The following is a 26918-nucleotide window of genomic DNA, read 5'->3' as shown; positions in this document are numbered from 1 at the left end:
CCCCTGCTGCGCAGGGGAGGGAGCCATGTTCGCGAGCTAAGGTTGGTGCAAAGAAAAGCAGCGGCGATCAGGAAACCGTCGCCGCATGCCTGGATTCCACTACCGTAATCGCATCTTGCAGCTGCGCCAGCGTAAAGGGCTTGGGCAGCACGAGCACGCTTTCGGGAAGGTTGGAAATCGCATCTGCGTGACCGGTGATGATGATGGCGGGCAGCGCGTTCCGTTTGGTGCGTAGCTTGCGGATGATTTCCGAACCTGACATCAACGGCATGGCATAGTCGCTGATCAGCAAATCGATGTCTTCCAGTTCTTCATTCGGCAAATCGACGGCCTGTGCACCGTCGGGCACGGCAGTGACGCGATAGCCGAGCTCTTCGAGCAGGGTAACGGTGGTCATGCGCACGCCGTCGTGATCATCGACCAGTAAAACGTGCTGCTGTCCGCGATTTGGGCGACCGTCCTGTATGGATGTCCGGTCGACGGCGGCACCCGTGGCGGGTTGTGGCAAGGCCATTGCGCGCGGCAGCCATATTTCCACTGTCGTGCCTTGCCCAAGCCGGCTTTCGATCCGCACGGTACCGCCGGACTGCCGTGCGAAACCGTAGACCATGCTCAGTCCTAGCCCGGTACCTTTATCGACGGCCTTGGTGGTGAAGAACGGTTCTGTCACCCGTTCCAGATCCTCCGGCGCGATGCCGCACCCGGTGTCGGAAACGGCCAATACCACATAGTCGCCATCCGCCAGACCTGCATCGTCTCCGCACGCATTGCGGCAACTGACCTGGATCGTGCCGCCTTCCGGCATGGCATCGCGCGCATTGATCGCAAGATTCATCAGCGCAAGCTCAAGCTGTCCTTCATCGGCGTAGGGATGCCACAAGCCTTCGTCCAACTGCCATTCCAGCATCACCATGCCGCCCATGGTGTGCTCGAGCAGTTGCGTCACCGCGGTGGAAAGCGCGGTCATGTCGATGCTTGCCGGCTGAAGTTTTTGCTTGCGCGCAAACGCCAGCAGGCGCGTGACCAGTGCGGCGCCGTGCTCGGCAGCGCGACGCGTGGTGGCAAACAGCCTGCGATGCGCCGGTTCCATCTGCACGCGTAATTCCAAAAGCTCGAGGCCGCCCAGAATGGCGGCGAGCAGGTTGTTGAAATCGTGTGCGATGCCGCCCGTGATCTGGCCAAGCGCATCCATCTTGCGCGCGTGCAGCAGTTGTGATTCCAGTTCCTTGCGATCGGTGACGTCAAGCAGCGTGCCCGCGTATTCCAGCGGTTGCCCGTGTGCATCCGGCAGCAGGACGGCCTGATCCAGAAAATGCCGATATTGCCCATCGGCCGTTTGCCAGCGGTATTCCACCGAATAACTGCGGCCGCCTTTGCGCGCGGCGAGGGCGGCGGTCACACGCGCATGATCATCCGGGTGAAGGCGTTCCATCCACTGTGTTGGATCGGCCGCGAGCTCCTCGAAGGTGAAGCCTGTCAACGCATGAAAATTACCGCTGACGAACTTGGGTACGTGCGGAGCTGCGTCATGTTCTTCCAGATACAGCACGATGGGCAGCGAGGCGATGATGGCCGATTGCCGCTGTTCGGCCAGGCGCAACTCCTGCTCGGCGCGTAGGCGGTCCGCATTGGCGCGAAGATTGGCATCGAGCAGTTTCTGCTCGTGCCGTGCCTTGAGCTGTATCTCACGTCGCATCAGATAAAGATCGACGAATACCGCCACCTTGGACTGCAACACAATCGGCTCGACTGGCTTGAACACATAATCGACCGCGCCCATCGAGTAGCCGCGGATGAGGTGTTCGACTTCCTTATTGACGGCCGACAGGAAAATAATGGGAATGCGCTTGGTGTGCTCGCGCGCGCGAATCATTTGTGCGGTTTCGTAGCCATCCATGCCGGGCATGTAGACGTCCAGCAGAATCACCGCAAACTCGCCCTTGAGCAAATGCCGAAGCGCTTCTTCGCCGGAACTGGCCTGGACGACTTCCGCAACGTCTTCCAGCACCGTCCGGATCGCGTGTAGGTTGTGTTCGTCATCATCGACGATCAGCACGCGCGCACGGGAAGCGGCCGGTTGAGCCTGCGCATCAAAGGTCACATGACCCTGATCGAGTAACTTGGCTGTCATACGTTGCTCTCCAGCGCTATATGGCTATCGAGCACTACATCGGTCATCCGAATCTGGCCAGCCTGTTCGCGAGCGCGCGTGATCCACACGCGCAGCAGCGCGAGCAGCAACTCGATATCGACCGGCTTGGCGATGTAATCGGACGCGCCCGCTTCCAGGCATTTCTGCCGATCGCCTTTCATCGCCTTGGCCGTGACCGCAATCAACGGTACGCCGGCCTGGCTGGACAGCGCGCGCATCTGCTGCATGGTTTCATAGCCGTCCATTTCCGGCATCATGATGTCGATGAGGGCGACATCGATGTCCGGCGTCTGCTGGAGAATGGCGATGCCGTCGCGCCCGCGTTCGGCGTGCAGCACTTCCACGTCGTAGTTTTCCAGCACGCTGGTCAGCGAGTAAATGTTGCGGATGTCGTCATCGACGATCAGCACTTTGGCACCGGCAAGCTCCGGTACCGGGCGCAATCCGGTTGTTTGCGAATGCATGTCGCCGGGTGAAGGTGAGGGCACGGGCGGCATCTGGCGGATGCGCCGGCCGAGCTCGGCGAACACGGCCGCAAGGCTTTCCAGCGTGGCCGGTTTTTCCGTTACGCCGTAGTCGCTCAGCGAGTGATCGCACGTGAGATTGTCCGCACCGGAAATGATGTGAATCGGCACGTGCGCCGTACTCGGATCGTGCTTCAACAGATCAAGCAACACGAAACCGTCGATGTCCGACAGGCCCAGGTCGAGCGTAATCGCGCTGGGACGAAGCTTGCGCGCCAGCATCAAGGTGCCCGCGCCGACGGTCGAAACGATGCCCTTCAAGCCCGTTTCGCGCGCGATATCCAAGAGGATGGATGCGAACGTGGGGTCGTCCTCGATGATGAGCACAAACGGCGATTGATCGAGCGAATCGCGGTCGTCCGTCACTTCCATCTGTGTGGGCAGCGCATTGGGCACCACGGCTCCGCTGTTGTCGTAGCGCGCGCTGCCCGTACCAAGCTGCACCGCACTGGCGGCGAGCTCCATCGGTACGATGAGGGTGAACGTCGAGCCTTCGCCAGGGGTCGAGCGAACCTGAAGTTCGCCGCCCAGCAGCCGCGCGATTTCGCGGCTGATCGACAAGCCAAGACCGGTGCCGCCGTATTTGCGGCTGGTGGTGCCGTCGGCCTGCTGGAAGGCTTCGAAGATCAGCTTCTGCTTGTCCTTGGGAATGCCAATGCCGGTATCAGTAACGGCGATTTCGATGGCGCATTCCGCGTCGCGCAGCACGGGGTGATTGCTGCCCCAGCCGCTTTCGACGCGATTCACAGCCAAGGTGACGCCACCTTGTGATGTGAACTTGAACGCATTGGACAGCAAGTTGAGCACGATCTGCTGCAAACGCTTTTCATCGGTGCGAATCGATGTCGGCAGCAAGGCACCGAAGTCGACCTTGAAATCCAGATTCTTGTCCGCGGCAAGCTGACGGAACGTGCGCTCCATATGCTGCTTGAGGCTGTCCATGGACATCTCGCCGATTTCGATCGAAACCGTGCCCGATTCGATCTTGGACAGATCGAGAATGTCGTTGATCAAGTTGAGCAGGTCCGATCCCGCCGAATGGATGGTACGCGCGAATTCGGTCTGCTTGTCGTTGAGGTTGCCTTGCGGATTATCGGCCAGCAGTCGAGAGAGGATGAGCAGCGAATTGAGCGGCGTGCGCAACTCGTGGCTCATGTTGGCGAGGAATTCGGATTTGTATTTGGAGGTAAGCGCCAACTGCTCGGCTTTTTCTTCGACCGCGCGTCGGGCCAGATCGATCTCGAAATTCTTAGCTTCGACCTGCTTTTTCTCGTTTTCCAACAATTGCGCTTTTTCCTGCAGCTCCTCGTTGGTGGTATGCAACTCCTTCTGCTTGGTGGTGAGTTCGGTTTGGCGCGCCTGCAATTCCTGCGTGAGCAATTGCGATTGCTTGAGCAGGCCTTCCGTACGCATGGTGGCGGCAATCGTATTGAGCACGATGCCGACCGATTCCATGAGCTGATCGAGGAAGCTTTGGTGTGTTTCGTTGAACCGGCTGAACGAGGCCAGCTCGATCACCGCCTTCACATCGTTTTCGAACAAGGCGGGAAGCACGGCGATGGTGACGGGTGCCGCGTGGCCAAGGCCTGAGCCGATGCGTATGAATTCACCGGGCACATCCGAAAGCAGGATGGCGCGTTTATCGGCGGCACATTGCCCAACCAGGCCTTCGCGCGATTTGAACCTTGGCTTGAGCGTATCGCGATCTTCCGCGCCATAGCTGGCGACGAGATCGAGTACGGTTTCGCTTTCTTCGCGGCGTGTGACGTAGAACACGCCGTATTGTGCATTCACCAGCGGCGCGAGTTCGGACATGATGAGGTTGGACACGGTCGCCAGATCGCGTTCACCCTGCAGCATGCGCGAGAAGCGGGCGAGGTTGGTCTTCAACCAGTCCTGCTCTGCATTTTTCAGCGTCTGATCCTTGAGGTTGCGGATCATCTCGTTGATGTTGTCTTTCAACGAAGCCATTTCGCCGGAGGCTTCCACCGCGATCGAACGCGACAAGTCGCCTTTGGTCACGGCAGTGGCCACGTCGGCGATCGAACGCACCTGGTTGGTGAGGTTGGCCGCGAGCTGGTTCACGTTGTCGGTGAGGTCGCGCCACAGACCGGCGGCGCCGGGTACGCGCGCCTGTCCGCCCAGCTTGCCTTCGATACCGACCTCGCGCGCCATGTTGGTGACCTGGTCGGCGAAGGTGGCCAGGGTTTCGATCATGCCATTGATGGTATCGGCCAGTGCGGCGATTTCGCCCTTGGCATGCACCGTCAGTTTGCGCTTGAGATTGCCTTGCGCCACCGCAGTGACCACTTCGGCGATGCCGCGCACCTGATTGGTGAGGTTGGTCGCCATCAGGTTGACGTTGTCGGTGAGGTCTTTCCACGTGCCACCGACGCCAGGCACCTGCGCCTGGCCGCCGAGCTTGCCCTCGGTACCCACTTCGCGCGCCACGCGCGTTACTTCCGAGGCGAAGGAGTTGAGCTGGACCACCATCGTATTGATGGTGTTCTTCAACTCCAGGATTTCGCCCTTTACGTCCACCGTGATCTTCTTGGACAAGTCGCCGCGCGCCACGGCGGTGGTGACATCGGCGATGTTGCGCACCTGGCCGGTGAGATTGTCGGCCATCAGGTTGACGTTGTCGGTGAGGTCTTTCCAGGTGCCGGCGATGCCGCGCACTTGCGCCTGACCGCCGAGCTTGCCTTCGGTGCCCACTTCGCGCGCCACGCGGGTGACTTCCGAAGCGAAGGAGTTGAGCTGGTCCACCATCGTGTTGATGGTGTTTTTGAGCTCCAGGATTTCACCCTTCACGTCCACCGTGATCTTCTTGGAAAGATCGCCCAGCGCCACCGCTGTTGTTACGTCGGCGATGTTGCGCACCTGACCGGTCAAGTTGGCGGCCATGGCGTTGACGTTGTCGGTAAGATCCTTCCACGTGCCGCCGACACCGATCACCTGCGCCTGTCCACCGAGCTTGCCTTCGGAGCCCACCTCGCGCGCCACACGGCTTACTTCCGAGGCAAAGGAATTGAGCTGATCCACCATTGTGTTGATGGTGTTTTTCAGCTCCAGGATTTCGCCCTTTACGTCCACGGTGATCTTCTTGGACAGATCGCCGCGCGCCACCGCCGTCGTCACTTCCGCGATGTTGCGCACCTGGCCGGTGAGGTTGCCGGCCATCAGGTTGACGTTGTCGGTGAGATCCTTCCAGGTGCCGCCGACACCTTCCACGCGCGCCTGTCCACCCAGCTTGCCTTCGGAACCTACTTCGCGTGCTACGCGTGTCACTTCCGAGGCAAACGAATTGAGCTGGTCCACCATCGTGTTGATGGTGTTTTTCAGCTCCAGGATTTCGCCTTTCACGTCCACGGTGATCTTTTTGGAAAGATCGCCGCGCGCCACCGCGGTGGTGACCTCGGCGATGTTGCGCACCTGGCCGGTAAGGTTGTCGGCCATCAGATTGACGTTGTCGGTGAGGTCTTTCCAGGTGCCGGCCACGCCCGGTACTTGCGCCTGACCGCCGAGCTTGCCTTCGGTGCCCACTTCGCGCGCCACGCGCGTCACTTCGGAGGCGAAACCGTTGAGCTGATCCACCATCACGTTGATGGTGTTTTTCAGCTCCAGGATTTCGCCTTTGACGTCCACCGTGATCTTCTTGGACAAATCGCCCGAGGCCACGGCGGTGGTCACCTCGGCGATGTTGCGCACCTGGCCGGTGAGGTTGTCGGCCATCAGGTTGACGTTGTCGGTAAGGTCTTTCCAGGTGCCGGCGACGCCAGGCACCTGCGCCTGGCCACCGAGCTTGCCTTCGGTCCCTACTTCGCGCGCCACGCGCGTCACTTCCGACGCGAACGCGTTGAGCTGGTCCACCATCACGTTGATGGTGTTTTTCAGCTCCAGGATTTCGCCTTTGACGTCCACCGTGATCTTCTTGGACAAATCGCCCGAGGCCACGGCGGTGGTGACCTCGGCGATGTTACGCACCTGGCCGGTGAGGTTGTCGGCCATCAAATTGACGTTATCGGTGAGATCTTTCCAGGTGCCAGCAACGCCTTCCACGCGCGCTTGGCCACCGAGTTTGCCCTCGGTCCCCACTTCGCGCGCCACGCGCGTGACTTCCGAGGCGAACGAGTTGAGCTGATCCACCATCGTGTTGATGGTGTTTTTGAGTTCGAGGATTTCGCCTTTCACCTCTACGGTAATTTTCTTGGAAAGGTCGCCCGAGGCCACCGCCGTCGTCACTTCGGCAATGTTGCGCACCTGGCCGGTGAGGTTGGTGGCCATCGCATTGACGTTGTCGGTGAGGTCTTTCCAGGTGCCGGCGACGCCACGCACGGTGGCTTGGCCGCCCAGTTTGCCTTCGGTGCCCACTTCGCGCGCCACGCGCGTCACTTCCGAGGCGAACGAAGCCAGCTGTTCCACCATCGTGTTGACCACTTTGCCGATGCGCAGGAATTCGCCGCGCAGCGGGCGTCCGTCGATTTCCACCGTCATCGATTGCGACAGATCGCCTTTGGCCACCGCGCCGATGACGCGCGCCACTTCGGCGGTGGGCTGCACCATGTCCTCGATCAACTCGTTTACCGCGAGGATGGCGCTTTCCCAGTCGCCGGTCGCTGCGTGGATACGTCCGCGCTGATTGATTTTTCCTTCCTTGCCCACCACGCGCGAAAGGCGCTGGAGTTCCGCCGTCATCTGCTGGTTGAGATCCACGACTTCGTTGAACGTTTTCGCCAACTCGCCGTCGGAGCCCTCCATGTCTTCAGGCAAGCGCACAGTGAAATCGCCGCGGCGAAAACTACGCAGCGCGGCGATGACTTGACGGCGTTCAAGAACTTCCCAGGTGTCGGCGTTCATGCAAGCCTCGTAGTAGCTAGCTTGGTAAATGGAAACTGTTGGTTAGGACTGTCAGTGATGACAATCCCGGCTTTGCCGTTTATCCGAAAGGCGGCAATAGGACAGCGCGCAAGTCCATCATGCTAAGAGCTCTTGATGAGCGTTGCTATCGCCATTGGCCCCAAAAGCATTGGAAACCGCTTTTCCCCTTGTTACGCACGATCCCCCGGTCAGCCAGATTTCATGTCCGCACTGCGTCAGCGTGTAGAACACGTGAAGGCATCGCGCGACGGGCCTCTTAAATCGAAAACGAGGCGCTCAACTAAAAGCTGCGCCGGTAAACGACAAGGGCAGGTGAAGACGTTTCAGGGGAGCCGGTCGGGGCCGTGCTTATGCGCTACGGAAGACGAGTTGGGCTATGGATGAGTCACGTCGAACACGTCGCACGCATGCGAAGGGGATCGTGTTGCCGCCAGGAGATGCTTTGCTGCGCGCTTGGACGATCGGGTGTCATGAGCCTCCACTTTTCCTGCGCAAGCGGAGATTGAATGCATGTCCTGGATCGTGCGTGGGCGTCCATGCGCGCTGGAGAAAATGGCGCGCTTTAGCTGAAAGCTTCGCGCGATTTTTCTTTTTATTCCTGGAATTTTTCAGCCATGGATTTTTTCGGCTCCCCCTTATTTTCTGCCGTGACGGCGGCCGTGTAATGCGCCGTCCTGAAGCCCAAGCTCCGCTAAAAAAGGGAACGGGATGGGTCCAGATTGATGCTGCACTGCGGTTCGATAAATACTCGACCAACACTGTTGCCAGGTATCGTCATGATCGAACTGCTTTCCCATCAGGTACTTGTCCCGCAGCAGCTCGAGCATGCCGTGACCCTGCCAGCCCGTTTCTATACCGACGCGCGCATGCCGGCACTGGATGCCTCGACGATTTTTGCGCGTAGCTGGCAGCTGGTATGCCATCAATCACAACTGGCTGGGGTGGGTGATCACGTCGTGACGGACATCGCCGGACTACCGTTGCTGATCGTGCGCAGCGATGCGTCGCATATCCGCGCCTTCCACAATGTATGCAGGCATCGCGCCGGTCCCATCGCCAGTTGCAATGGGACCGGCGCGCAAAACCTGCGCTGCCGCTATCACGGCTGGACGTACGGCCTGGACGGGGTGCTGCGCGGTGCGCCGGAAATGGGCCGCACGCCGGATTTCAATCCGTCGGATATCCGTCTTCCCGAGGTGCGGGTGCATGTGTGGCAGGGCTTGGTTTTCGTCGCCGTCGAGGAGGCCCCGCCGTTTGAGGAATTCGTGGCCGGCATCGATGAGCGCCTGGGGCCGCAGCGCGCGCTGGATGGCTATGAATTTCATCATCGCGCCAGCTACGACGTGGCCTGCAACTGGAAGGTTTACGTGGACAACTACCTGGAAGGCTACCACGTGCCGTGTATCCACCCGGGCTTGAACAGTTTGCTCGATTACCGCAGTTACATCACGGAAACGGCCCAGTGGTATTCGTTCCAGTTCAGCCCGCTGGAAAGTGGCGATGATCTGTATGGTAGCGGCGAGGCGCTGTATTACTTCCTGTATCCCAATGCCATGCTCAATATTCTGCCTGGGCGCCTGCAAACCAATCGCGTGTTGCCGATGGGTGTGGATCGTTGCCGCGTGGAGTTCGATTTCTACTACGCGCCCGACAGCGATCCGCACGCACAGGCGAGGCGCGCAAAAGACATCGTCTTCAGCGATGAAGTGCAGGATGAAGATGTCACCATCTGCCAAGACGTGCAACGTGGGCTGGCATGCGGTTCTTACGATACGGGGCGTTTGAATCCATTGCGCGAAAATGCCGTGCATCACTTTCATGAGATGGTGCGCCGCGCGTATCGCGATGCATTGGCGCGCGCATGAGCACGGCTAAGCGGTCGCTTGGCTTGTGGATGCTGATTGCGCTGGTGATCGGCAACATCATCGGATCGGGTGTATTCGTTTTGCCGGCGGCGCTGGCGCCCTACGGTGCCGCGAGTCTGCTTGGGTGGGGCATCAGTCTGGGCGGTGCACTGATGCTGGCGTTGGTGTATGCATGGCTGGCGCAGATCGTTCCCAATTACGGTGGCGCGTATGCGTACGCGCGCCGCGCGTTCGGCGATAGGGTTGGTTTCATTGTGGCGTGGAGTTACTGGGTATGCGTGTGGTCGGCCAATGCCGCCATTGCCGTGGCGTTTGCCGGCAGCCTGGGCGCCGTGTGGCCAGCGGCCTCATCTACGCCCTGGCATGGCGCTTTGTGCGCGCTGGCTGCCTTGTGGTTCTGCACGTTCATCAGCCTTTCGGGCGTTCGTGAAGCCGGTTATGCAGCCATCATCACCACCTCGCTGAAACTGGTGCCCCTGGTGGTCTTTGGCGCCCTGGGGCTGGGGTGGGTCCATGCAAGCGCCTTCCATCCCTTCAATCCCAGCCATCTGCCGCTGGTGAATGTTGCCTCGGCGGTGGCGGCGCTGACGCTGTGGGCCTTTCTTGGATTGGAAACGGCCACTGTGCCGACTGGCGTCGTGCGCGATCCGCAACGCACCGTTCCGCGTGCCACGGTGATCGGCATGGCCATCGCAGGCGTGGCCACCATGCTGGCATGTACTGTGGTGGTCGGCATGCTGCCGGCAGATGTGCTGCATGCATCGGCCGCGCCGATGGCCGAGGCGGCACGACGCACATGGGGCGGCTGGGCGGGCATCGGTATCGGCGTGGTCGCCACCGTTTCGTGCTTTGGTGCGCTCAATGGATGGGTGCTGCTGCAAGCGCAGACAACGCTTGCGCCCGCGCTGGATGGATTGTTTCCCCGCGCCTTCGCGCGCTTGGACAAGCGCGGCACACCATGGTTTGGCCTGGTGCTGAGCAGCGTGCTGGCCAGCGCGTTGATCGTTTCCAATTACAGTCGCACGCTGGTGGCGCTGTTTACCTTCACCATTCTGCTATCCACCGCGGCCACGCTGGTGCCTTATCTGATAACGGTGCTGGCGTGGTGGCGTATCGATCTCACGGGTAGTCGATGGCGTCGGTCGGTGGCGCTGGGTGCGCTCGCCTTCTGTGTGTGGGCGCTGATTGGAACGGGTGCCGAGACGCTGATGTGGGGCGCGGTATTGTTGCTGGCCGGCGTGCCGATGTATCTGTGGCAGCGCCGCGCCCTCGTTGGCCGCACCCGCGTTGCGCGTGGTTGAATAAAAACGGCGCCGGTGTACCCGACGCCGTGATGCGCTGTGCGCGCTTAATTCACCGTAAATGTGTTGTTGCTGCGGTCGACATCCGGAATCGCGTGCTGCGGATCGATCGTGGCCGACTTAACGGCTTTATTGCCCGTCACGCGCACGGCGAAGCTCCGATGTTGCATCCAGGTTTCCACCGGCACCCGGACATCCTGCTTGCTGCCGTCGGTGTAGATCACCTCCAGCGTTGCTGGCATGACAAGGCGGTCGAGGTTTGACACCGTTACAAGCGCACCCTTGCGCCAGTCGCCATCCATCGGAGCGACCTTGTCGATGGCCAGGTCGAGTTTCCAGTTGTGCTCGTACCAGCCGCGCCAGAACCAACTCAAATCCTCGCCGGTTTCGCTTTCCATGAAGCGGAAGAAATCCGAGGGGCTGGGGTGCTTGTAGGCCCAGGTTTGAATGTACGCGCGGAAGGCGGGGTCGAAGCGTTCAGGCCCAAGGATCTGCTCGCGCAGCAGCACCAGGCCGAACGCCGATTTGAAGTAAGTCACCGGGTGGCGGTATTTCTCCTTGATCTGATCGGCACGCGTCAAGAGCGGCGGTGCGTCAGGATCGGTGAGCACCTTTACGATTTCGTCGGCAGGATTGCCATGTCCCGGCGCGTATTCCTCGTCGCGTTTGGGCGCGTATTCGCCGTGGTTGAAATGATCGGCTTCGTAAATATCGATGAAGGTATTGAAGCCTTCATCCATCCACGCATTACGGCGCTCGTCGGTGCCTACGATCATCGGGAACCAGGTGTGACCGATTTCGTGCGCGATCAGTGCGTGCAGGTCGCTACCTTTGGTGTCCTTGTCATCGAAGGTGATACTCGGATACTCCATGCCACCTGCGGTGCCTGCTTCGTTGATCGCCACCGGGTAGGGGTACGGATACCACTGCCTGGAGAAATATTCGGTGGCGGCTTTGACATATTCGGTGGCGCGGCCCCAGGCGTTGTTGCCGGCACTTTCGACGGGGTAGGCCGATTCAGCCAGCGCCGTCTTGCCATTGGGCAGGTTGATGCGCGCCGCGTCCCAGATGTACGCCTTAGAGGCGCCGAACACGGCATCGCGCGCATTGTCGATGCGGAAGTGCCAGGTCAGCGTGCCGCTTTGCGTGGGCCGGCTGCGCGGATCGTTTACCTCATCGGCCGAGCGGATCATGACGGTGCTGTCGCTATGACGCGCCTTGTCCAGGCGCTCCATTTCCGTCTTGGTGAGCACATCCTGTGGATTGAGCAATTCACCCGCACCCACCACGAGCATGTCCCACGGCACCGTGACCGAATAATCGTAATTGCCGTATTCGAGATAGAACTCGTTGTTGAGATACGGGTCGGTCGTCCATCCGCGCAGATCGTCGTACACGCACATGCGCGGATACCACTGCGCGATCTCGAAAATATCGCCGTTCTTGCTCGGGTTGACGTCGGTACGGCCGCCGAACTCGCCGGGCACGGTATAGCTGTAACGGACATGCAGTCGTACGACACCATCGTGCGCTTTCAGCGGCTGCGCAAGACGCACCTGCATACGCGTATCCGATATCACGAAATCGGCGTTTTGCAGCGCGCCGCCGACGCCTTCCACGGCAACGGCAGCGATGTGCTCGCCATCGGTAAATTCAGTCGGAAACGCGTCGTCGCCAAACGCGCCGCGCGCATCCTTGCGATAACGGTTCTGTTCCACCTGCAGCCACAGCACATCCAGGTCGTCCGGGCTGCGATTGGTATAGGTGATCACTTCCTCGCCAGTGAGTGTGCGAGTGGCCGGATCCAGCGCCGCCTTGATCTGGTAATCGGCGCGGTTCTGCCAGAACAAAGGGCCCGGGCGGCCGCTGGCAGTGCGAAACGCATTCGCCGGTTGCGGATAGGCAAACGGCGCAAACGTCTCCAGGGGGTTGTACCGTGTGGACGAAGCGCCCATGGCGGGTAGCGAGCACACCACGAGCGCCACACTGCAAACAAGTCGGAAGCTTTTCATGGAGAACCTTGCAAGCGGGGAAGGGCGCCTCGGCGGCGCGAACGGGCAACCATACTGCAAGGGGGCGATCGCACACTAGTGCGAGTGGACGGATAGACAGCCACATCCGTGTTGAAACATTTTCCAAGCGATGCCTGCTGCTTAAATAGTGTGCACGACTAAAACGGAGAGCCAGTGATGACTGTCGCCAGAAACGTTCGCAATGCCATCGCATGGGCCATCATTGCGCTGATGCCCGTGGTGTCCTGTGCTTCCGCAACGGGGACCGATGAAGCCAAGGTCGTGGACACGATGCGCGCACTGTTCGTCGCGGCGACGCATGACAACATGGACCAGTTCCATCGCATCGCGTGCCCGGATTTCTACGCATTCGACGTAGGCAAGCAATTTTCGGGCGATGAACTGATGAGCCTGATCAAGAAAGATCACGCTGCCGGGGATGTCTTCGTGTGGCAGGTGACCGAACCCAAGGTGCATGTCGATGGAAGCACGGCATGGATCACCTATATCAACCGAGGCTCATTTGCCAACGCATCGGGAAAGCGGGACGTGAGCTGGCTGGAGTCGGCCGTTCTCACTAAACACGCCGGCGGGTGGTGCATACGCTTTCTGCACAGCACGCCGATGCCGGCGCATTAGTCGTTCAAGACTGCGCGCGTCTGGGCAGCTTCCACTCCGGCCGAATGAAGTGGCAGCTGTAACCATTCGGATAGCGCTCCAGATAATCCTGATGCTCCGGCTCGGCTTCCCAAAAGGGGCCCGCCGGTGCGATTTCCGTAACGACTTTGCCAGGCCACAGGCCCGAGGCATCGGCATCGGCAACGGTGTCTTCGGCGATCTGCTTTTGTTCGGCATCACGATAAAAGATGGCAGAGCGATAGCTCGTGCCGCGATCGTTGCCCTGGCGATCCTTGGTGGTGGGGTCGTGGATCTGGAAGAAGAACTCCAGAATCTGCCGATAGCTGATCCGGCTGGGATCGAACACGATCTCGATGGCCTCGGCGTGCGTCCCATGGTTACGGTAGGTCGCATTGGCCACGTCGCCGCCGCTGTAGCCCACGCGCGTGCTCAGCACGCCCGGATAGCGTCGCAATAGATCCTGCATGCCCCAGAAACAGCCGCCAGCGAGGATGGCGGTTTGAGTGGTCGTTGTCATGGCGTTGTGCTTCCTGAAAGGAGTGCCATCGTAAAGGGCGGCGTGTATGCAGCGGAAACGATGGGAACCGAAAAACCCAGACAGTATGTGCGTCCAGCACGGCTGGACTGCAAGGCCTGTGTTCCTGACGGCGCAATGCCGAAAAAGCGGTAATTTTTGGTTATCGCTTGCGCAACAGCACGCTACGGAGCGGCGTGCGAGCCGGCCCGCACGCGCCGCCAACCGGTTTACTCAGTCCGCTTATCGAGTGCGACGATAGGTTCTCACATGTCCGGCATGCGACCGTCTTTCAGCAAGGATAAAAGCCATTGCGCACAGCATGGCGCCTACGCCCGCCGCAACGAGAGCGTGGGACGAAATGCCCCAGGCGCTGATCCACACAGCGCCTGTCGTCGTGGCGCCCAGCGCTGCGCCGCGCACAAAAGCGCCCTGCATTTCCTTCAGGCGAGCGCCGTAGACCACGGCTCCCTGACAGCCCATGCATGCGGGCGCCCCCGGGGAAAGCGGCGTTTTGCAAAGTCCACAGATGCGCTGTTTCATACGATTCCCCAAACCCCTGAGTTTTTTTAGGCATGCAGCAGGCTATCGGCATCTGGCATGGGGGCTTGAGGTCTCGGGCGAGTCGAAAACAGCGGCAGATGGCTATGCGTGCGGCGCGCAAGAACAGTCATCGAACACGGGCGCACTAACGATCTTGGTCGCGTCCGGGCACCTCTTGGTAAAAACTCCTGGCGTGAGGCTGGTAAGGCTGTTCGAGCGTTGCGCATTCATCATCGGACAACGTCACGGCCAGGGCGCCGACGGCATCCTCCAGATGCGCGAGTTTTCCCGCGCCAACGATCGGGCTGCTGACGCCAGGTCGGGAAAGCAGCCACGCCAACGCGACCTGCGCATACGAAACACCGCGATCCGCAGCGACCCGCCCGACAGCTTCGACCACGTGCTGGTCGGCATTGGCGCTCGCCGCGTACAACATCTCGGCCGTTCGGTCGTGACGTACGCGGTCGGAGCTCGATTCGGCTGACCAGGGCCGTGCCAACCGCCCGCGCGCAAGGGGGCTCCACGGCAACACGCCGATGCCTTCGGATCGGCACATCGGCAGCATTTCGCGTTCTTCTTCCCGATTGAGCAGGTTGTAGTGCGGCTGCACGGACACAAAGCGCGTCCAGCCTGCTTGTGCGGCAGTGTGCTGTGCCTTGCACAGTTGCCACGCGAACATGGACGACGCGCCGAGGTAGCGCACTTTGCCGGCCTTGACGATATCGTGCAGCGCTTCCATCGTCTCTTCGATGGGCGTTTCGTCATCCCAGCGATGGATCTGGTAGAGGTCGATGTAATCGGTCTGGAGTCGTCGCAGGCTTGCATCGACCGCGGCAAAGACGGCTTTGCGGGAAAGTCCGCGGCCGTTCGGATCGGGGCGAACGGGGTAAAAGAGTTTGCTGGCGATGACGACTTCGTCGCGTGGCACAACGTCGGCGATGACGCGGCCGAGCACGGTTTCGCTTTCGCCGTTTCCGTACATGTCGGCGGTGTCGAAGAAGTTGATGCCTAATTCCAATGCGCGACGAATCACCGGACGGCTTGCTTCTTCGTCAAGCCGCCATGCACGCGCCTGGACACCGAAGCTCATGCAGCCGAGCGCGATGCGCGACACCTTCAGGCCGCAACGACCTAGATTGACGTATTGCATAGTGTTTCCACCTCTGCATAGTTGAAAATCATTCTTCGTGGCCGTTCAAGTTCGCTGCGGCCGATGCACCGCAATCGCCACGACAATCAGCGCGATGGCAAATACTTCGATGGGTTTTGGAATCTGCCGCAAGACCAGAAAACCGATGATCGCCGCCGTCGCGGGCAGCAGCGCCAGCATCAACGCAAAACTTGCGCGCGGCAGTCGCGCCATCGCCAGTTGATCGGTAACGTAAGGAATCACCGACGAACAGATACCCACGCCTATGCCGGCCAGCAGCAGGGCAGGGCGATGCAAGGCGGGCAACGCATCGCGTAAGCCCAACGGCATGACGGTGACGAAGGCCATCAGCATGGATGCAGCAAGCCGGTCGATACCGCCGCCAGCGACCGACGCGACGCGATGCCCGAGCATCACATACAGCACAAACAACAGGCCGTTGGCGAACGCAAAGGCATAGCCGAGCGGTTCACCGGAAAGCCTGACTTCCGTCAAAAGGTAGACGCCCGTCACCACCAGGATCAGCGCGATTACATTGCGGCGGTTGCGCACACCGACGGCGGCCAAGGCAATGGGTCCGAGGAATTCGATTGCGCCGACGGTGGCTAGCGGAAGTCGTGCGATGGCTAGATAGAAACACACGTTCATCAGTGCCAGCGAAACGCCGAGGCCGGCCATAACCCAGCGATCCGTAGCGGTTGCGCTCAGCAAGCATCGCCATGGTTTACGCCAGCAGGCGAAAACTACGGCGGCTGTCGCGATGCGAAGCCAGGCGACGCCGAGCGGATCGACCAAACGAAATAGCAGCGCAGCACAAGCCGGCCCGAGATAGTGAAACGTTGCGCTCGCTACAAAGTAGGCCTGTGCAGGCACACGGTCCGCAAAGGGAGCGCGGGCTAACGTGGCGCGCGCTTGCGGATGAGGTGCGGGATAGCAACGATGCTTCATGCCTACCACGATACAAAGGCATTTGCCGATGGGGCCATGCTTTGTTAAAAGTGTTAAGCCATAAATTCCTTCAACATGGAGGAAAAGCAAGCCATGTCCCTGCAAAATATAAAACAGCTGCGAGATCCGACCGATGTCGAGATCGTTCGCCAGCTCATCGCCGAGCCGCGACTAACCATTTCGGAGTTGGCGCGACGCGTCGGCATGTCCGCGCCGGCGGTGCGTGAGCGCATTCAGCGGATGGAGGAAACCGGCATCATCACCGGCTATGAAACGCGCATCGATCCCAAGGCATTGGGCTACACCATCACCGTCTTCGTGAGAGTGCGGCCGATGCCAGGGCATTTGAAGCAAATCGCTCAACTGGCCAGCGACATCGAGAACGTCGTCGAATGTCACCGCGTCACGGGCGAGGATTGCTTTATCGTCAAAGCGCACCTTCGATCACTGGAGGAGCTTGATCCCTTGCTCGACAAATTTCTCGTGCACGGACAGACCACCACGTCGATTGCCCAATCATCGCCCGTGCCGCTGCGCCAGCTTCCTCTTCCTGATGTGTGATTGCCGACATCGCGTCAGGCGACAAGGAAGTGCAGGGCGCTCCGCCGGGAATTCTCTCAAACGCAAATAGGGATCGTAACGTTCATGCTCAACAGGAATTCCGCCGCCAGGGTAAACAGCTGCTGCCAGTGCACGTCATTCGCTTTGAGAGCGCTCGCCGTTATCGCAGGTCTGTTACTGACGGCTTCTGTTTCGGCATTCGATGGCCCCAAAACTGAAGCATCGACCTTACGTCTCCAGCGGGCATTGACACGGCTTGCAGCCGAGGCGCGCCCAGGCATGCTTGGCGTCACGGTGCTGGATCTGGATGCGGGCACGGCCGTACGCGTCAACGCCGATCGTGCCTACCCCATGATGAGTGTCTTCAAACCTTCCGTCGCAGCGACCGTCCTTGCGAAGATTGATGCCGAAAGCATCTCGCTCGACCAGACAGTGACCGTCGCTCGCAAAGACGTCGAGGACGGCGCGGCCGTACCATCCATCGGCGCGCACTTCACCGGCGAGCGGATGACGTTCACGGTGCGCCGGCTGCTTGCTGCCGCGATAAGCGAAAGCGACAACACAGCAGCGGATGCATTGGTCAGGCTCGTCGGCGGACCCCGGGTCGTGACTGCGTTTCTGCGTGCCCACGGTATCGACGGTATGCGCGTGGACCTGGATGAGGCAGGCGTCAGCCGGATCTTCCAGCAGACCGAGCACGGTGCATCCATTGCTCCGCACGAAACCGCGCAACAGGAATCGGCACGCTACCGGCGTGGCTACGCGGCTTATCTCAATGATCCACGCAACCGAACCACGCCCGACGCCGCCGCGGATTTTCTCAAGAAGCTCTGGCAGGGCCGGCTGCTCTCACCCGGTTCGACCAGGCGGCTGCTCGATCTCATGTATGGCCAAACCATTCCGGCTCGCTTGAGAAATGGCTTGCCGCCCGGTGTTCGTTTCGCGGACAAATGCGGGACGTCTTATTCGCTGGGCGATGAAACGGCGGCCTACAACGATATCGGCATTATCACGTGGCCCGATGGACATACCGTTATCGTGGCTGCGTTCCTGACGGCTTCCCACGCTGACAAAAAGCATCGAGACGCACTTTTTGCCCAAATCGCCAGAGAGGTTTCACAGCGCAGCAAGTGACTTACGCGACAGAGCTGCCGCAGCGATGCCGGCCTATGCCCTTAGTCATGGTTCCCCCGAACGGCCACCTATCTGACACTCGGGGAACGACACCCCGGGGAAACAACCATGCGCCACTCCCAACTGGCTTGCGCCTTCGCTGCTGCGTTGGCGTCCTTCGGACTATCGTTGCTGGCGGCCGGCCCGGCTGTCGCGCAGCAGAAGCCCGATCCCCAGGCGGAATTGATCGCCAAGCGCAACGTCATCGAGAAAGAGCTCGAGCAGGTGGCGGTCGTCGATCGCAAGGTGATGATCAAGATGCGCGACGGCAAGCTGATGGCGGCGGATATCTATCGTCCCAAGGGCGCCGACAAAGTACCGATCATCTTTGTGCGCACGCCTTATAACTTCAATTTCTGGGACGTGAAACTCGGTGCGCCGCGCGACATGAGTCGTGAACTCGAAGCGGTCAAGCGTGGTTATGCCTATGTCGAGGTCCAGGAACGCGGGCATTTCTTCTCACAGGGCAATTACGACATCCTCGGCATGCCATTGAGCGACGGCAGCGATGAGCTCAAGTGGATGTCCTCGCAACCCTGGTCCAATGGCAAGGTCGGTACCACCGGTTGCTCGTCGACGGCGGAATGGCAATTGGCCGTGGTGGCGCAGAACGATCCATCGCTGGCGGCCTTCAACGTGCAAGGCTTCGGTGCCGGTGTGGGGCATGTCGGCCCTTACTATGAGCAGGGCAACTGGTACCGCGGCGGCGCGTTGCAGATGCTGTTTATCTCGTGGATCTACGACTACGGCATCCAGAATCAAGTGCGGCCGATGTTTGCGTCCGACACCACACAGGCGGAATTGATCAGGGCCTCGCATTACTTCGACCTGGCGCCGCAGATGCCGCCTGTCGATTGGAACAAGGCGTTCTGGTATCTGCCTGAGAAGGACATCATCAAGGCCGTGGGTGGTCCGCCGGGCATCTATGAAACGCATATGCCGGTAGCGACTGGTGGCGACATGATCGCGCGCACGCCTAACGATCCTGCGTGGTACAAGGGTGGGCTATGGCACGAGAACATGAAGGTCAGCAAACCGGGCCTGTGGTTCATGAGCTGGTTCGATGTTTCCGTCTCGCCCAATTTGGCCGCCTATAACCAGGTGCGCAGCACCGCGCCGAAAGCGGTCGCCGATCAGCAATACGCGATCATCGCGCCGGTGTTGCATTGCGCTTATACGCGCGCCACCGAGAACACCATGATCGGTGACCTCGATGTAGGCGATGCGCGGTTCGATTACAACGACCTCGTCTACGGTTGGTTCGATCACTACCTCAAGGGCGAAGACAGCCCCACCCTGGATAAGCAACCGAAGGTCATGTATTACGTGATGGGCGCCAATCGCTGGAAAAACGCCGACACCTGGCCGCCGGCGGGCACCACCACGCAGGATCTCTACTTCACCAGCGAAGGGCAGGCGAACACGCTTTACGGCAATGGTAAGCTCGTCGCCACGCCGGCCGAGGCGGATCATCCGGACCAGTTCGTCTACGATCCGGCCAACCCGGTGCCGACCTTCGGCGGTGGCGGTTGTTGCCAGGGCAGCGCAGTGAAATTCGGCTCTTACGATCAGCGCCCGCAGGAAACGCGCAACGACATCCTGGTCTACGACACTGAACCCTTCAAGCAAGGGGTCGAGGTCAGCGGGCCGGTTACGGTGACGTTGTATGTTTCCTCCAGTGCGAAGGACACCGATTTCACCTTCAAGCTGATTGACGTATATCCCGACGGTCGCGCATTCAATGTCACTGAGAACATTCAGCGCATGCGTTATCGCAACGGCTACGACAAGCCATTGGCGTGGATGTCACCGGGCAAGGTGTACAAGGTCACCTTCCAGCCGATCGATACCGCTTACTACTTCCGGCCCGGCCACACGCTGCGGGTGGATGTTTCCAGCAGCAACTTCCCGCGCTTCGACCGCAACCTCAACACCGGTGGCAACAACTACGACGAAGACAAGGGCGTGATCGCTCACAACGCCGTTCATCACGACAGCCAGTATCCGTCCAAGATCACCATCACGGTGATGCCTAATGCTGAGCCCATGGCCGATGGAGAAATGGGCAAGCCCGATTAGGGCATTCTTGTGCATGCACGCGCTCCCTTGCTTGGCAAGGGAGCGGCACCGCAGGAAAAAAGCTTCCGAAGAGAGTTTTAATTTTTTAGCAAACCGCATGATGTTTTTTGCAAGCCACGCAACGGATGGTTTGATCGCGGCTATGCTGTCCTTCTTCGATAAACCTTCCTGCATCCGCCGTATCAAGGCCTGCGCATGTCGCGTCGCTTTAAGCTTTATGTCGTCTTCGCCCTCGCGATAGCGTTTCGGCCGGGCATTACTCTGGCGCTTGGCGAGCCTTCGTATATAAGCACGGCGCCTGTTCGGAACGGCTTCGCGCTGGTGCAGCACGGCGTCACAACACCGCTACTCGTAAGCGATGCAGACTGGCCCGGCGTAGTGCGCGCAGTGGGCGATTTGAGCCAGGATATTCAGCGTGTAACGGGACGCGCCGCGCCGATCCTGAAAAATGAAAGCGGGCAAGACGAAGTGGTGCTGATCGGCACGATCGGCAAAAGTCCGCTGATCGATGCATTGATAAAGCAGCACAAGCTGGATGTGCATGACATTGCAGGCCGGTGGGAATCGGCGGTCACCACCGTGGTTGAACAGCCGTTGCCGGGAATAAAGCGCGCACTGGTGATCGCCGGCGCGGACAAGCGTGGCACCATCTACGGCATCTACGACCTCTCCGAGCAGATCGGCGTATCGCCATGGTATTGGTGGGCCGACGTGCGTGTACCCCATCAGGATGCGCTCTATGTGTTAGCCGGTCGCTATGTGCAGCCTGTGCCGGCGGTGAAATATCGCGGCATCTTTTTCAACGACGAGGCGCCCGCGCTTTCCGGTTGGACGAAGGAAAAGTTCGGTGGCATGAACCATCAGTTCTACACCAAGGTGTTTGAGCTGCTGCTGCGCCTGAAAGCGAATTTTCTGTGGCCGGCCATGTGGAACAACGCGTTCGCGACCGATGACCCATTGAACGCCAAGTTGGCGGACGAATACGGCATCGTGATGGGCACCTCGCACGAAGAACCGATGATGCGCGCGGAAAAGGAATGGACGTCCGGGCATCATGGGCCGTGGGACTACACCACCAACGCCAAAGAGATCGACGATTTCTGGCGCAAGGGCATGGCGCGCGACAAGAACTACGAAGAAGTAGTGACGCTGGGGATGCGTGGCGAAGGTGACACGCCGATGTCCGCCTCGGCCAATACACAATTGCTGGAACGGATCGTTGCCGATCAGCGCGATATTCTCAAGCAAACAGTCAACCCGGATGTCAGCCGGATTCCCCAGGTGTGGGCGCTCTACAAAGAGGTGCAGGAGTATTACGAAAAAGGCATGCGCGTGCCAGACGATGTGACGCTGCTCTGGTCGGATGATAATTGGGGCAACCTGCGTCGCCTGCCGACGGCACAGGAGCGCAAGCGTTCAGGTGGTGCAGGCATCTATTACCACTTCGATTATGTCGGTGGCCCACGCTCATATAAATGGCTTAACACCAATCCGATCACCAAGGTGCAAGAACAGATGCATCTTGCGCTGGAATACGGTGCGGACCGGTTGTGGGTGGTCAATGTCGGGGATGGAAAACCGATGGAATTTCCCATCGAATTCTTCCTCGACTATGCGCGCATGCCGCAGCGTTGGAACAAAGATCACCTGGACGAATTCACCAAGCTTTGGGCGGCGCGCGATTTTGGTTCCGAACATGCCGACGAAATCGCCGAGGCCATGGAAACCTACAGCAAATATAACGGTCGACGGAAACCGGAGCTGATTGACCCAGGCACCTTCAGTCTGGCGAATTATCACGAAGCAGATCGTGTGGAAGGCGAGTGGAGGGCCCTTGCGCAACGCGTCGACGAACTGGCGATGGAGTTGCCGGAGAACGAGCGCGCCGCTTATTTCGAGCTGATTCAATACCCGGTGGACGCGTGCGCGAATCTGACGGGAATGTACATCACCGCCGCGCGAAATGCGGCGGACGCGCAAGCGGGCAATCCACGCGCAAATCGCGAAGCCGATGAGGTCCGCACGCTTTTTGCGAAAGACGCCGCACTGAGCGATGCATACAACACGCTGCTGGATGGCAAATGGAACCATATGATGGACCAGACGCACATCGGCTATACGTCGTGGCGCGATCCGCCCGTCAATGTCATGCCCGCAGTGAGTTGGATCCAGGTGCCCAAGGAAGGCTCGCTGGGCGTGCGTGCCGAAGACGCAACGCCGGTTGGGAAGTCGCAGGTCACCCTGGGAACGATCGACTCGGTATCCGACGCAACGCGCACGTTGACCTTGTTCGATCGCGGGCTGACGCCGGTGAGGTACAAGATCGTCACGGGTGCGAGTTGGCTCGCCCCTTCAGAAACGGAGGGCACCGTTGGCAGGGCCGAACAGCGCGTCGCGTTACACGTGGATTGGAGCAAGCTACCGGCCGGTGCGGATAGTGCCGACGGCGTCATCACAGTGACGTCGGATGAAGGCAAGCCGATGCAGTACACCCTGCATGCACAGCGATTGCCGATCACACGCGAGACCGCGAAGGGTTTTGTCGAAAGCGATGGGTACGTCGCCATGGAGGCTGCCGATACCTCGGCGCGCACCGCGGATGGCGCGAGCCTGGATGCGATGCATTGGACCGAATTGCCCGATTATGGCGAAACCAAATCGGCCATGACGGTGTTTCCCGTCACTGCGACAGGCAAGCCGGATTCGGCTGCATCCTTGCAGTACGACATGTACCTCTACGACACGGGGGATATGCAATTGCAGCTCACCGTGGCGCCGACGCAGAACTTTGTACCGGGACGTGGGCTGCGCTTTGCGGTATCGGTGGACGATGGTCCGCGCACCGTCGTGGATGCGTTGGAACACAACACCAAAGAAGACTGGGCCAAGGCCGTGACCGATGGTGTGCGACGCGTGACCGTGCCGCTTACGATTGCGGCACCGGGATACCACACACTAAAGATTTGGGCGGTCGATCCGGCGTTGGTGGTGGAGCGACTGGTGGTGAGCCACGGTGCATTACGGCCGAGTTATCTTGGGCCGCCTGAGAGTTTTCACCCGAAGAATGTTGGCGCCATAAAAGAGTAAAAGCACTCAACTTTCCCAGCTGTCATTCCGGCTTTCGCCGGACGGACAGCTGGGCGAGATCGCTTCTTCTGCGCAGAAAGCTGTTACCGCTTAAACAACGAAAGCGGAATCGCCTCACCCATCGCCCGATACCCAACTGGGGATGGATGCAAATGATCACCGCAATCATAGGCAGGCAACAGGCGATCCGGCTGATGTGGATCACGCACCACCGCATCGAAGTCGACCACGGCGTCGAAATGCCCTGGCGTGCGAATCCATGCGTTAATGGTCTGCCTGTCGGCTTCCGTCAAGGGACCGGGGTGATAGTAGTCGGAGCCCGCAAACGGCGTGATCGTGCCGCCGATAACGTCAATGCCGTGCGCATGGGCGCGGTCGATGATCTGCTGATAGGCCGCGATGATCCGATGCACCAGGTCATCGTGATCGGCTTTGGACACATCGCCGGCTCGCGCCATGCCGCCCAGGTCGTTGACACCTTCGAACACAATCAGCCAGCGCACGCCGGAGGGTGCGAGCGCGTCGCGATCGAAACGTGCCAGCGCATTCGGTCCCAGGCCGTCGGTCAGCAAATGGTTTCCGCCAATGCCCTTGTTGACGACACCGATCGTTCGGGTCGCCGGCGATTGCTGCAGACGCTTGGCCAGCACATCCGGCCAGCGATCGTTGCCGTTCGTCGTCGAGGCATGGCCGTCGGTGATCGAGTCGCCCAGCGCGACGATGGAGCCCGTCGCCGGCGATGCTTGCACGTCGACTTCCGTCACCTGATACCAGTGCTCCACTTTTTCGGGCGCCGTGAAACGCGCGGCACCGACGCTGTTTCCATGCACCACATACGTGGTGGCACGCGAACCCGGATGCCCGGTTTCCACGGATGGAGCGTCATCCAGATGGAACGTGACGGCGAGGTTGGACAAGGCGTCGACGGGATAATCGACCGGGTCTGAAAGGTATTCGGCCCCCGCTGGCACGGTGACATCGGGCGCTCCCGCGAAGCTCAGTGCGCGGTCGCTAGCCGGATCGATGGCAGGTGAATTCGCCGCCAACGGCCGTGCGATATGCACCGAGCTGAAATGCAATGCCGTAATGCCAAACGCATTGGAAACCTTCACCCGCAACTTCTTGCCGGCGACCGACAAATGGAAAATCTGACGCACGGTGGCGTCATGAAGATCGTTCGCTGGCAGGGCGTTCTGCGGTTCGGGAATTTGCTGCGCGGAGCCCCACGTCGCGATCCACGCTTGCGATGGAGCGGCAGCTTGAGCCTGGAAACACGCCGTTGCACAAACCAGCGATGCAATGAGAGCAATGTTCTTGAAATCCTTCCGGATAAATTTCATAGGCTACGGCCAATCTCTATCGGTAATGGGTTAACGCTAACAAGAGTACCAGTTCAACTCGCCGCGAGACCGTACGAAGTGGGAGAGTTTTGTCGCACGCTGCGAATTGGCTTTGCGTGTGCTTTTTGTCCGGAGGATCAGGCAGCGTTTTTCAGTAAGTGTGGGCCAAGTCGATGATCCGGGCGAAGGGAAGCGGCAGGTCTGCACGCCTCATCCGGGAGACGCCAAGACGCGTTGTTTGAGGCTCCCATCCAGTCGCAGAAGCCTCCGTTCTCCCAGGCATCCTGGCGATGCTTTTTTTTAACTTTCAGTGTCCTGGAGCAGTGGCCGGCAAGCCTTTGCACATACCCATGAGAGATACCCCTCCAGTTACTTGACAACCCCGATTTTCAGGGAGTAAACCAATCAGGCATTCCCTCCACACATCATTTGCAGGAGTAAGGACTATGAGCCGTGCAAATGTAGTTTTGCTGAGCGTTGCCGTATCGATGCTGCTCGGAGCGAATGCCGCCGCGAACGGAGTTACTTTGGGTAATCCTTCCAGCCCTCATCAGTCGGCCGATAGCGATATGGCCGTCCAAAGTCAGTCCGCTACGAGCATGAACGTGCCGTTGCTGGTGTACGTGGATGCCAGAGGGCAGGTTCGTGGTATCCAGCAGTCACAGCGGTTGCCTGGACCGGTGAATGATCTGCTTTGGAAAAGCGTCAAGCGCTGGACCAAAAGCTCGCCCATCATCAACGGTCGACACGAAGGGGCACAGGTTTTCATGAATGTGACGCTCCATGCCGAACCGCTGCCTGGCGGAAAGACAAACGTCTATTTCACCCTGGCTTCCGAAGGGCCCGTTTTGAGCGGCTATTGGAGAATGGTGGACAATCGCCTGTATGGTCGTTGCTCGCTCGCAACCTCGGATATGACTGGTGGCGTGGGTGGGAAACAGCGCTGGTGTTATTCCGAAGTCATTCCTGGGCCTGCGTCTACCGCGCTTGCGCCACCCGCTAAATGATGGGTGACATCGCCCACGCAATATTATTCTTTAATAGATGAGAGAGCGTTCTTGAATAACGCGCTCCGAATTTCTGTGCGGTTTTTCACCGGCCGTAAAACTATTGACGCCGCCACGTATGCTGCTTGCGGTATTCAGCGGGCGTAACACCGACGTGCTTTTTAAACGCCCGGCGCAGCGTGTCGGCGTTGGCAAAGCCGCATTTGGAAGCAACCAGTTTTGGTGTGTCGTGCCCATTTTCGAGCAGCGTTCGTGCCGCTGCGACACGAGTGGCTTCCACCCATGCCGCCGGTGTTATGCCCACCTCCGCGTGGAATAAACGCGCGAAGTGACGAGGACTCAATCCCGCGCGTTTTGCCATGCTGGCAATGCTGTGATCGACATCCGGCGTGGCGGCGACCCAGCGCTGTACTTCCTGGAGCACGGAACGTCCTGCGGGCCGGGTCTCGCCTTTCTGGCTGAACTGCATTTGTCCGCCCGCACGCTTGAAGTACATGACGAGTTGACTGGCCACACGTTTGGCTATGTCGCGGCCCACATCCTCCTCCACCAAAACCAGCGCAGGATCCAAACCTGCTGTAACACCGGCGGCAGTACGCAGCTTTCCATCGCGGACGTACAGCGCATCCGCGTCGACCTGAAGTCTGGGGAATGCGTGCGCCAACCGCTCGGCCGCCGCCCAATGGGTGGCGACATGACGTCCATCCATCAGTCCTGTTGCAGCGAGCACAAACGCGCCGGTGCAAATGGAACCGTAGCGCCGGCTGCGCATAGCTGTCGTTCGTAGCCACTTCATCAGATGTGGCGGCAGGGCGGCGCTGTCAGCGTTTGGGGCGCCGGCAACCAGCAAGGTATCGATGCACTCGCTCGCTTCTCCGGCAATGGCGTCCGGTAGTACACGCACTCCAGACGAGCTACGGATGGAGCCGCGCCGGCATCCTATGACTTTCAATGCGTAGAACTCCTTGCCCATTTCGATATTGGCCTGGGCAAACACGTCCAGCGGTCCGGAAACATCGAGTAACTGGACGCCGGGCAGAGCAAGAACGGCAACGGTCTTGGCCATTTGTGCGGAATCTCCCACGCGTCCGCATGACGCGCTAAATGGCAGGATATGACGTATAACGCCGGTTGAGGACAGGCGG

At 59.8% G+C, this 26918-nt stretch carries 16 protein-coding genes; 8 read left to right on the top strand and 8 right to left on the bottom strand.

Annotated features, from left to right (window positions below; genetic code table 11):
- Window positions 1-67: 67 nt before the first annotated feature.
- On the bottom strand, window positions 68-2131 hold the full coding sequence (locus DWU98_RS11580) for a response regulator (RefSeq protein ID WP_115495721.1): 2064 nt from the start codon (window positions 2129-2131) through the stop codon (window positions 68-70).
- Complete coding sequence (locus tag DWU98_RS11575) at window positions 2128-7533, bottom strand: HAMP domain-containing protein (RefSeq protein ID WP_115495720.1); 5406 nt, start codon at window positions 7531-7533, stop codon at window positions 2128-2130. The genes DWU98_RS11580 and DWU98_RS11575 overlap by 4 nt, the downstream gene beginning before the upstream one ends.
- Window positions 7534-8330: 797 nt before the next feature.
- Between DWU98_RS11575 and DWU98_RS11570 the strand changes: the two genes are divergently transcribed.
- Window positions 8331-9419 carry an aromatic ring-hydroxylating oxygenase subunit alpha gene (locus DWU98_RS11570; RefSeq protein ID WP_115495719.1) on the top strand — a complete coding sequence of 363 codons (1089 nt, stop codon included), beginning with the start codon at window positions 8331-8333 and terminating at the stop codon, window positions 9417-9419.
- The gene (locus DWU98_RS11565) at window positions 9416-10720 is read left to right on the top strand and encodes an amino acid permease (protein ID WP_115495718.1); all 1305 of its coding nucleotides are present in this window, start codon (window positions 9416-9418) and stop codon (window positions 10718-10720) included. The genes DWU98_RS11570 and DWU98_RS11565 overlap by 4 nt, the downstream gene beginning before the upstream one ends.
- Window positions 10721-10767: 47 nt before the next feature.
- On the opposite strand, the gene DWU98_RS11560 is transcribed toward DWU98_RS11565, so the two are convergent.
- Complete coding sequence (locus tag DWU98_RS11560; RefSeq protein ID WP_115495717.1) at window positions 10768-12732, bottom strand: M1 family metallopeptidase; 1965 nt, start codon at window positions 12730-12732, stop codon at window positions 10768-10770.
- Between the two features lie 177 nt (window positions 12733-12909).
- Here DWU98_RS11560 and DWU98_RS11555 point away from each other — a divergent pair, with 177 nt between their 5' ends.
- Window positions 12910-13371, top strand: coding sequence for a nuclear transport factor 2 family protein (locus DWU98_RS11555; RefSeq protein WP_115495716.1), 462 nt, complete (start codon window positions 12910-12912; stop codon window positions 13369-13371).
- 4 nt (window positions 13372-13375) lie between these two features.
- On the opposite strand, the gene msrA is transcribed toward DWU98_RS11555, so the two are convergent.
- The 3 genes from msrA to DWU98_RS11535 all read right to left on the bottom strand — a co-directional run bounded on the left by msrA (window position 13376) and on the right by DWU98_RS11535 (window position 16526).
- Window positions 13376-13888 carry a peptide-methionine (S)-S-oxide reductase MsrA gene (gene msrA / locus DWU98_RS11550; protein ID WP_115495715.1) on the bottom strand — a complete coding sequence of 171 codons (513 nt, stop codon included), beginning with the start codon at window positions 13886-13888 and terminating at the stop codon, window positions 13376-13378.
- A gap of 685 nt (window positions 13889-14573) precedes the next feature.
- Window positions 14574-15578, bottom strand: coding sequence for an aldo/keto reductase (locus DWU98_RS11540; RefSeq protein ID WP_115495713.1), 1005 nt, complete (start codon window positions 15576-15578; stop codon window positions 14574-14576).
- Window positions 15579-15623: 45 nt separating this feature from the next.
- On the bottom strand, window positions 15624-16526 hold the full coding sequence (locus tag DWU98_RS11535) for an EamA family transporter (protein WP_115495712.1): 903 nt from the start codon (window positions 16524-16526) through the stop codon (window positions 15624-15626).
- A gap of 93 nt (window positions 16527-16619) precedes the next feature.
- On the opposite strand from DWU98_RS11535, the gene DWU98_RS11530 reads away from it, so the two are divergent.
- From DWU98_RS11530 to DWU98_RS11515, 4 genes are all read left to right on the top strand, one after another.
- Window positions 16620-17087, top strand: coding sequence for an Lrp/AsnC family transcriptional regulator (locus tag DWU98_RS11530; RefSeq protein ID WP_115495853.1), 468 nt, complete (start codon window positions 16620-16622; stop codon window positions 17085-17087).
- The gene (gene bla / locus DWU98_RS11525) at window positions 17088-18221 is read left to right on the top strand and encodes a class A beta-lactamase (RefSeq protein ID WP_147293306.1); all 1134 of its coding nucleotides are present in this window, start codon (window positions 17088-17090) and stop codon (window positions 18219-18221) included.
- Window positions 18222-18329: 108 nt separating this feature from the next.
- A complete protein-coding gene (locus DWU98_RS11520) occupies window positions 18330-20339 on the top strand; it encodes a CocE/NonD family hydrolase (RefSeq protein ID WP_115495710.1) in 2010 nt (669 codons plus the stop codon).
- Window positions 20340-20534: 195 nt separating this feature from the next.
- Window positions 20535-23426 carry a glycosyl hydrolase 115 family protein gene (locus tag DWU98_RS11515; RefSeq protein ID WP_115495709.1) on the top strand — a complete coding sequence of 964 codons (2892 nt, stop codon included), beginning with the start codon at window positions 20535-20537 and terminating at the stop codon, window positions 23424-23426.
- Window positions 23427-23509: 83 nt separating this feature from the next.
- Here the strand turns inward: DWU98_RS11515 and DWU98_RS11510 are convergent, their stop codons facing one another.
- Window positions 23510-24766, bottom strand: coding sequence for an SGNH/GDSL hydrolase family protein (locus tag DWU98_RS11510; protein WP_115495708.1), 1257 nt, complete (start codon window positions 24764-24766; stop codon window positions 23510-23512).
- A gap of 446 nt (window positions 24767-25212) precedes the next feature.
- Between DWU98_RS11510 and DWU98_RS11505 the strand changes: the two genes are divergently transcribed.
- Window positions 25213-25773: a hypothetical protein gene (locus tag DWU98_RS11505; protein ID WP_115495707.1), complete on the top strand. Its 561-nt coding sequence runs from the start codon at window positions 25213-25215 to the stop codon at window positions 25771-25773.
- A 100-nt stretch (window positions 25774-25873) separates the two neighbouring features.
- On the opposite strand, the gene DWU98_RS11500 is transcribed toward DWU98_RS11505, so the two are convergent.
- Window positions 25874-26839: a GlxA family transcriptional regulator gene (locus DWU98_RS11500; RefSeq protein WP_115495706.1), complete on the bottom strand. Its 966-nt coding sequence runs from the start codon at window positions 26837-26839 to the stop codon at window positions 25874-25876.
- Window positions 26840-26918: the final 79 nt, after the last annotated feature.

It is taken from the genome of Dyella monticola, from assembly GCF_003363155.1.
Lineage (GTDB): Bacteria > Pseudomonadota > Gammaproteobacteria > Xanthomonadales > Rhodanobacteraceae > Dyella_B > Dyella_B monticola.
Note: the sequence above shows the minus strand (reverse complement) of the source record. Positions and strands in the feature narration are given on the sequence as shown.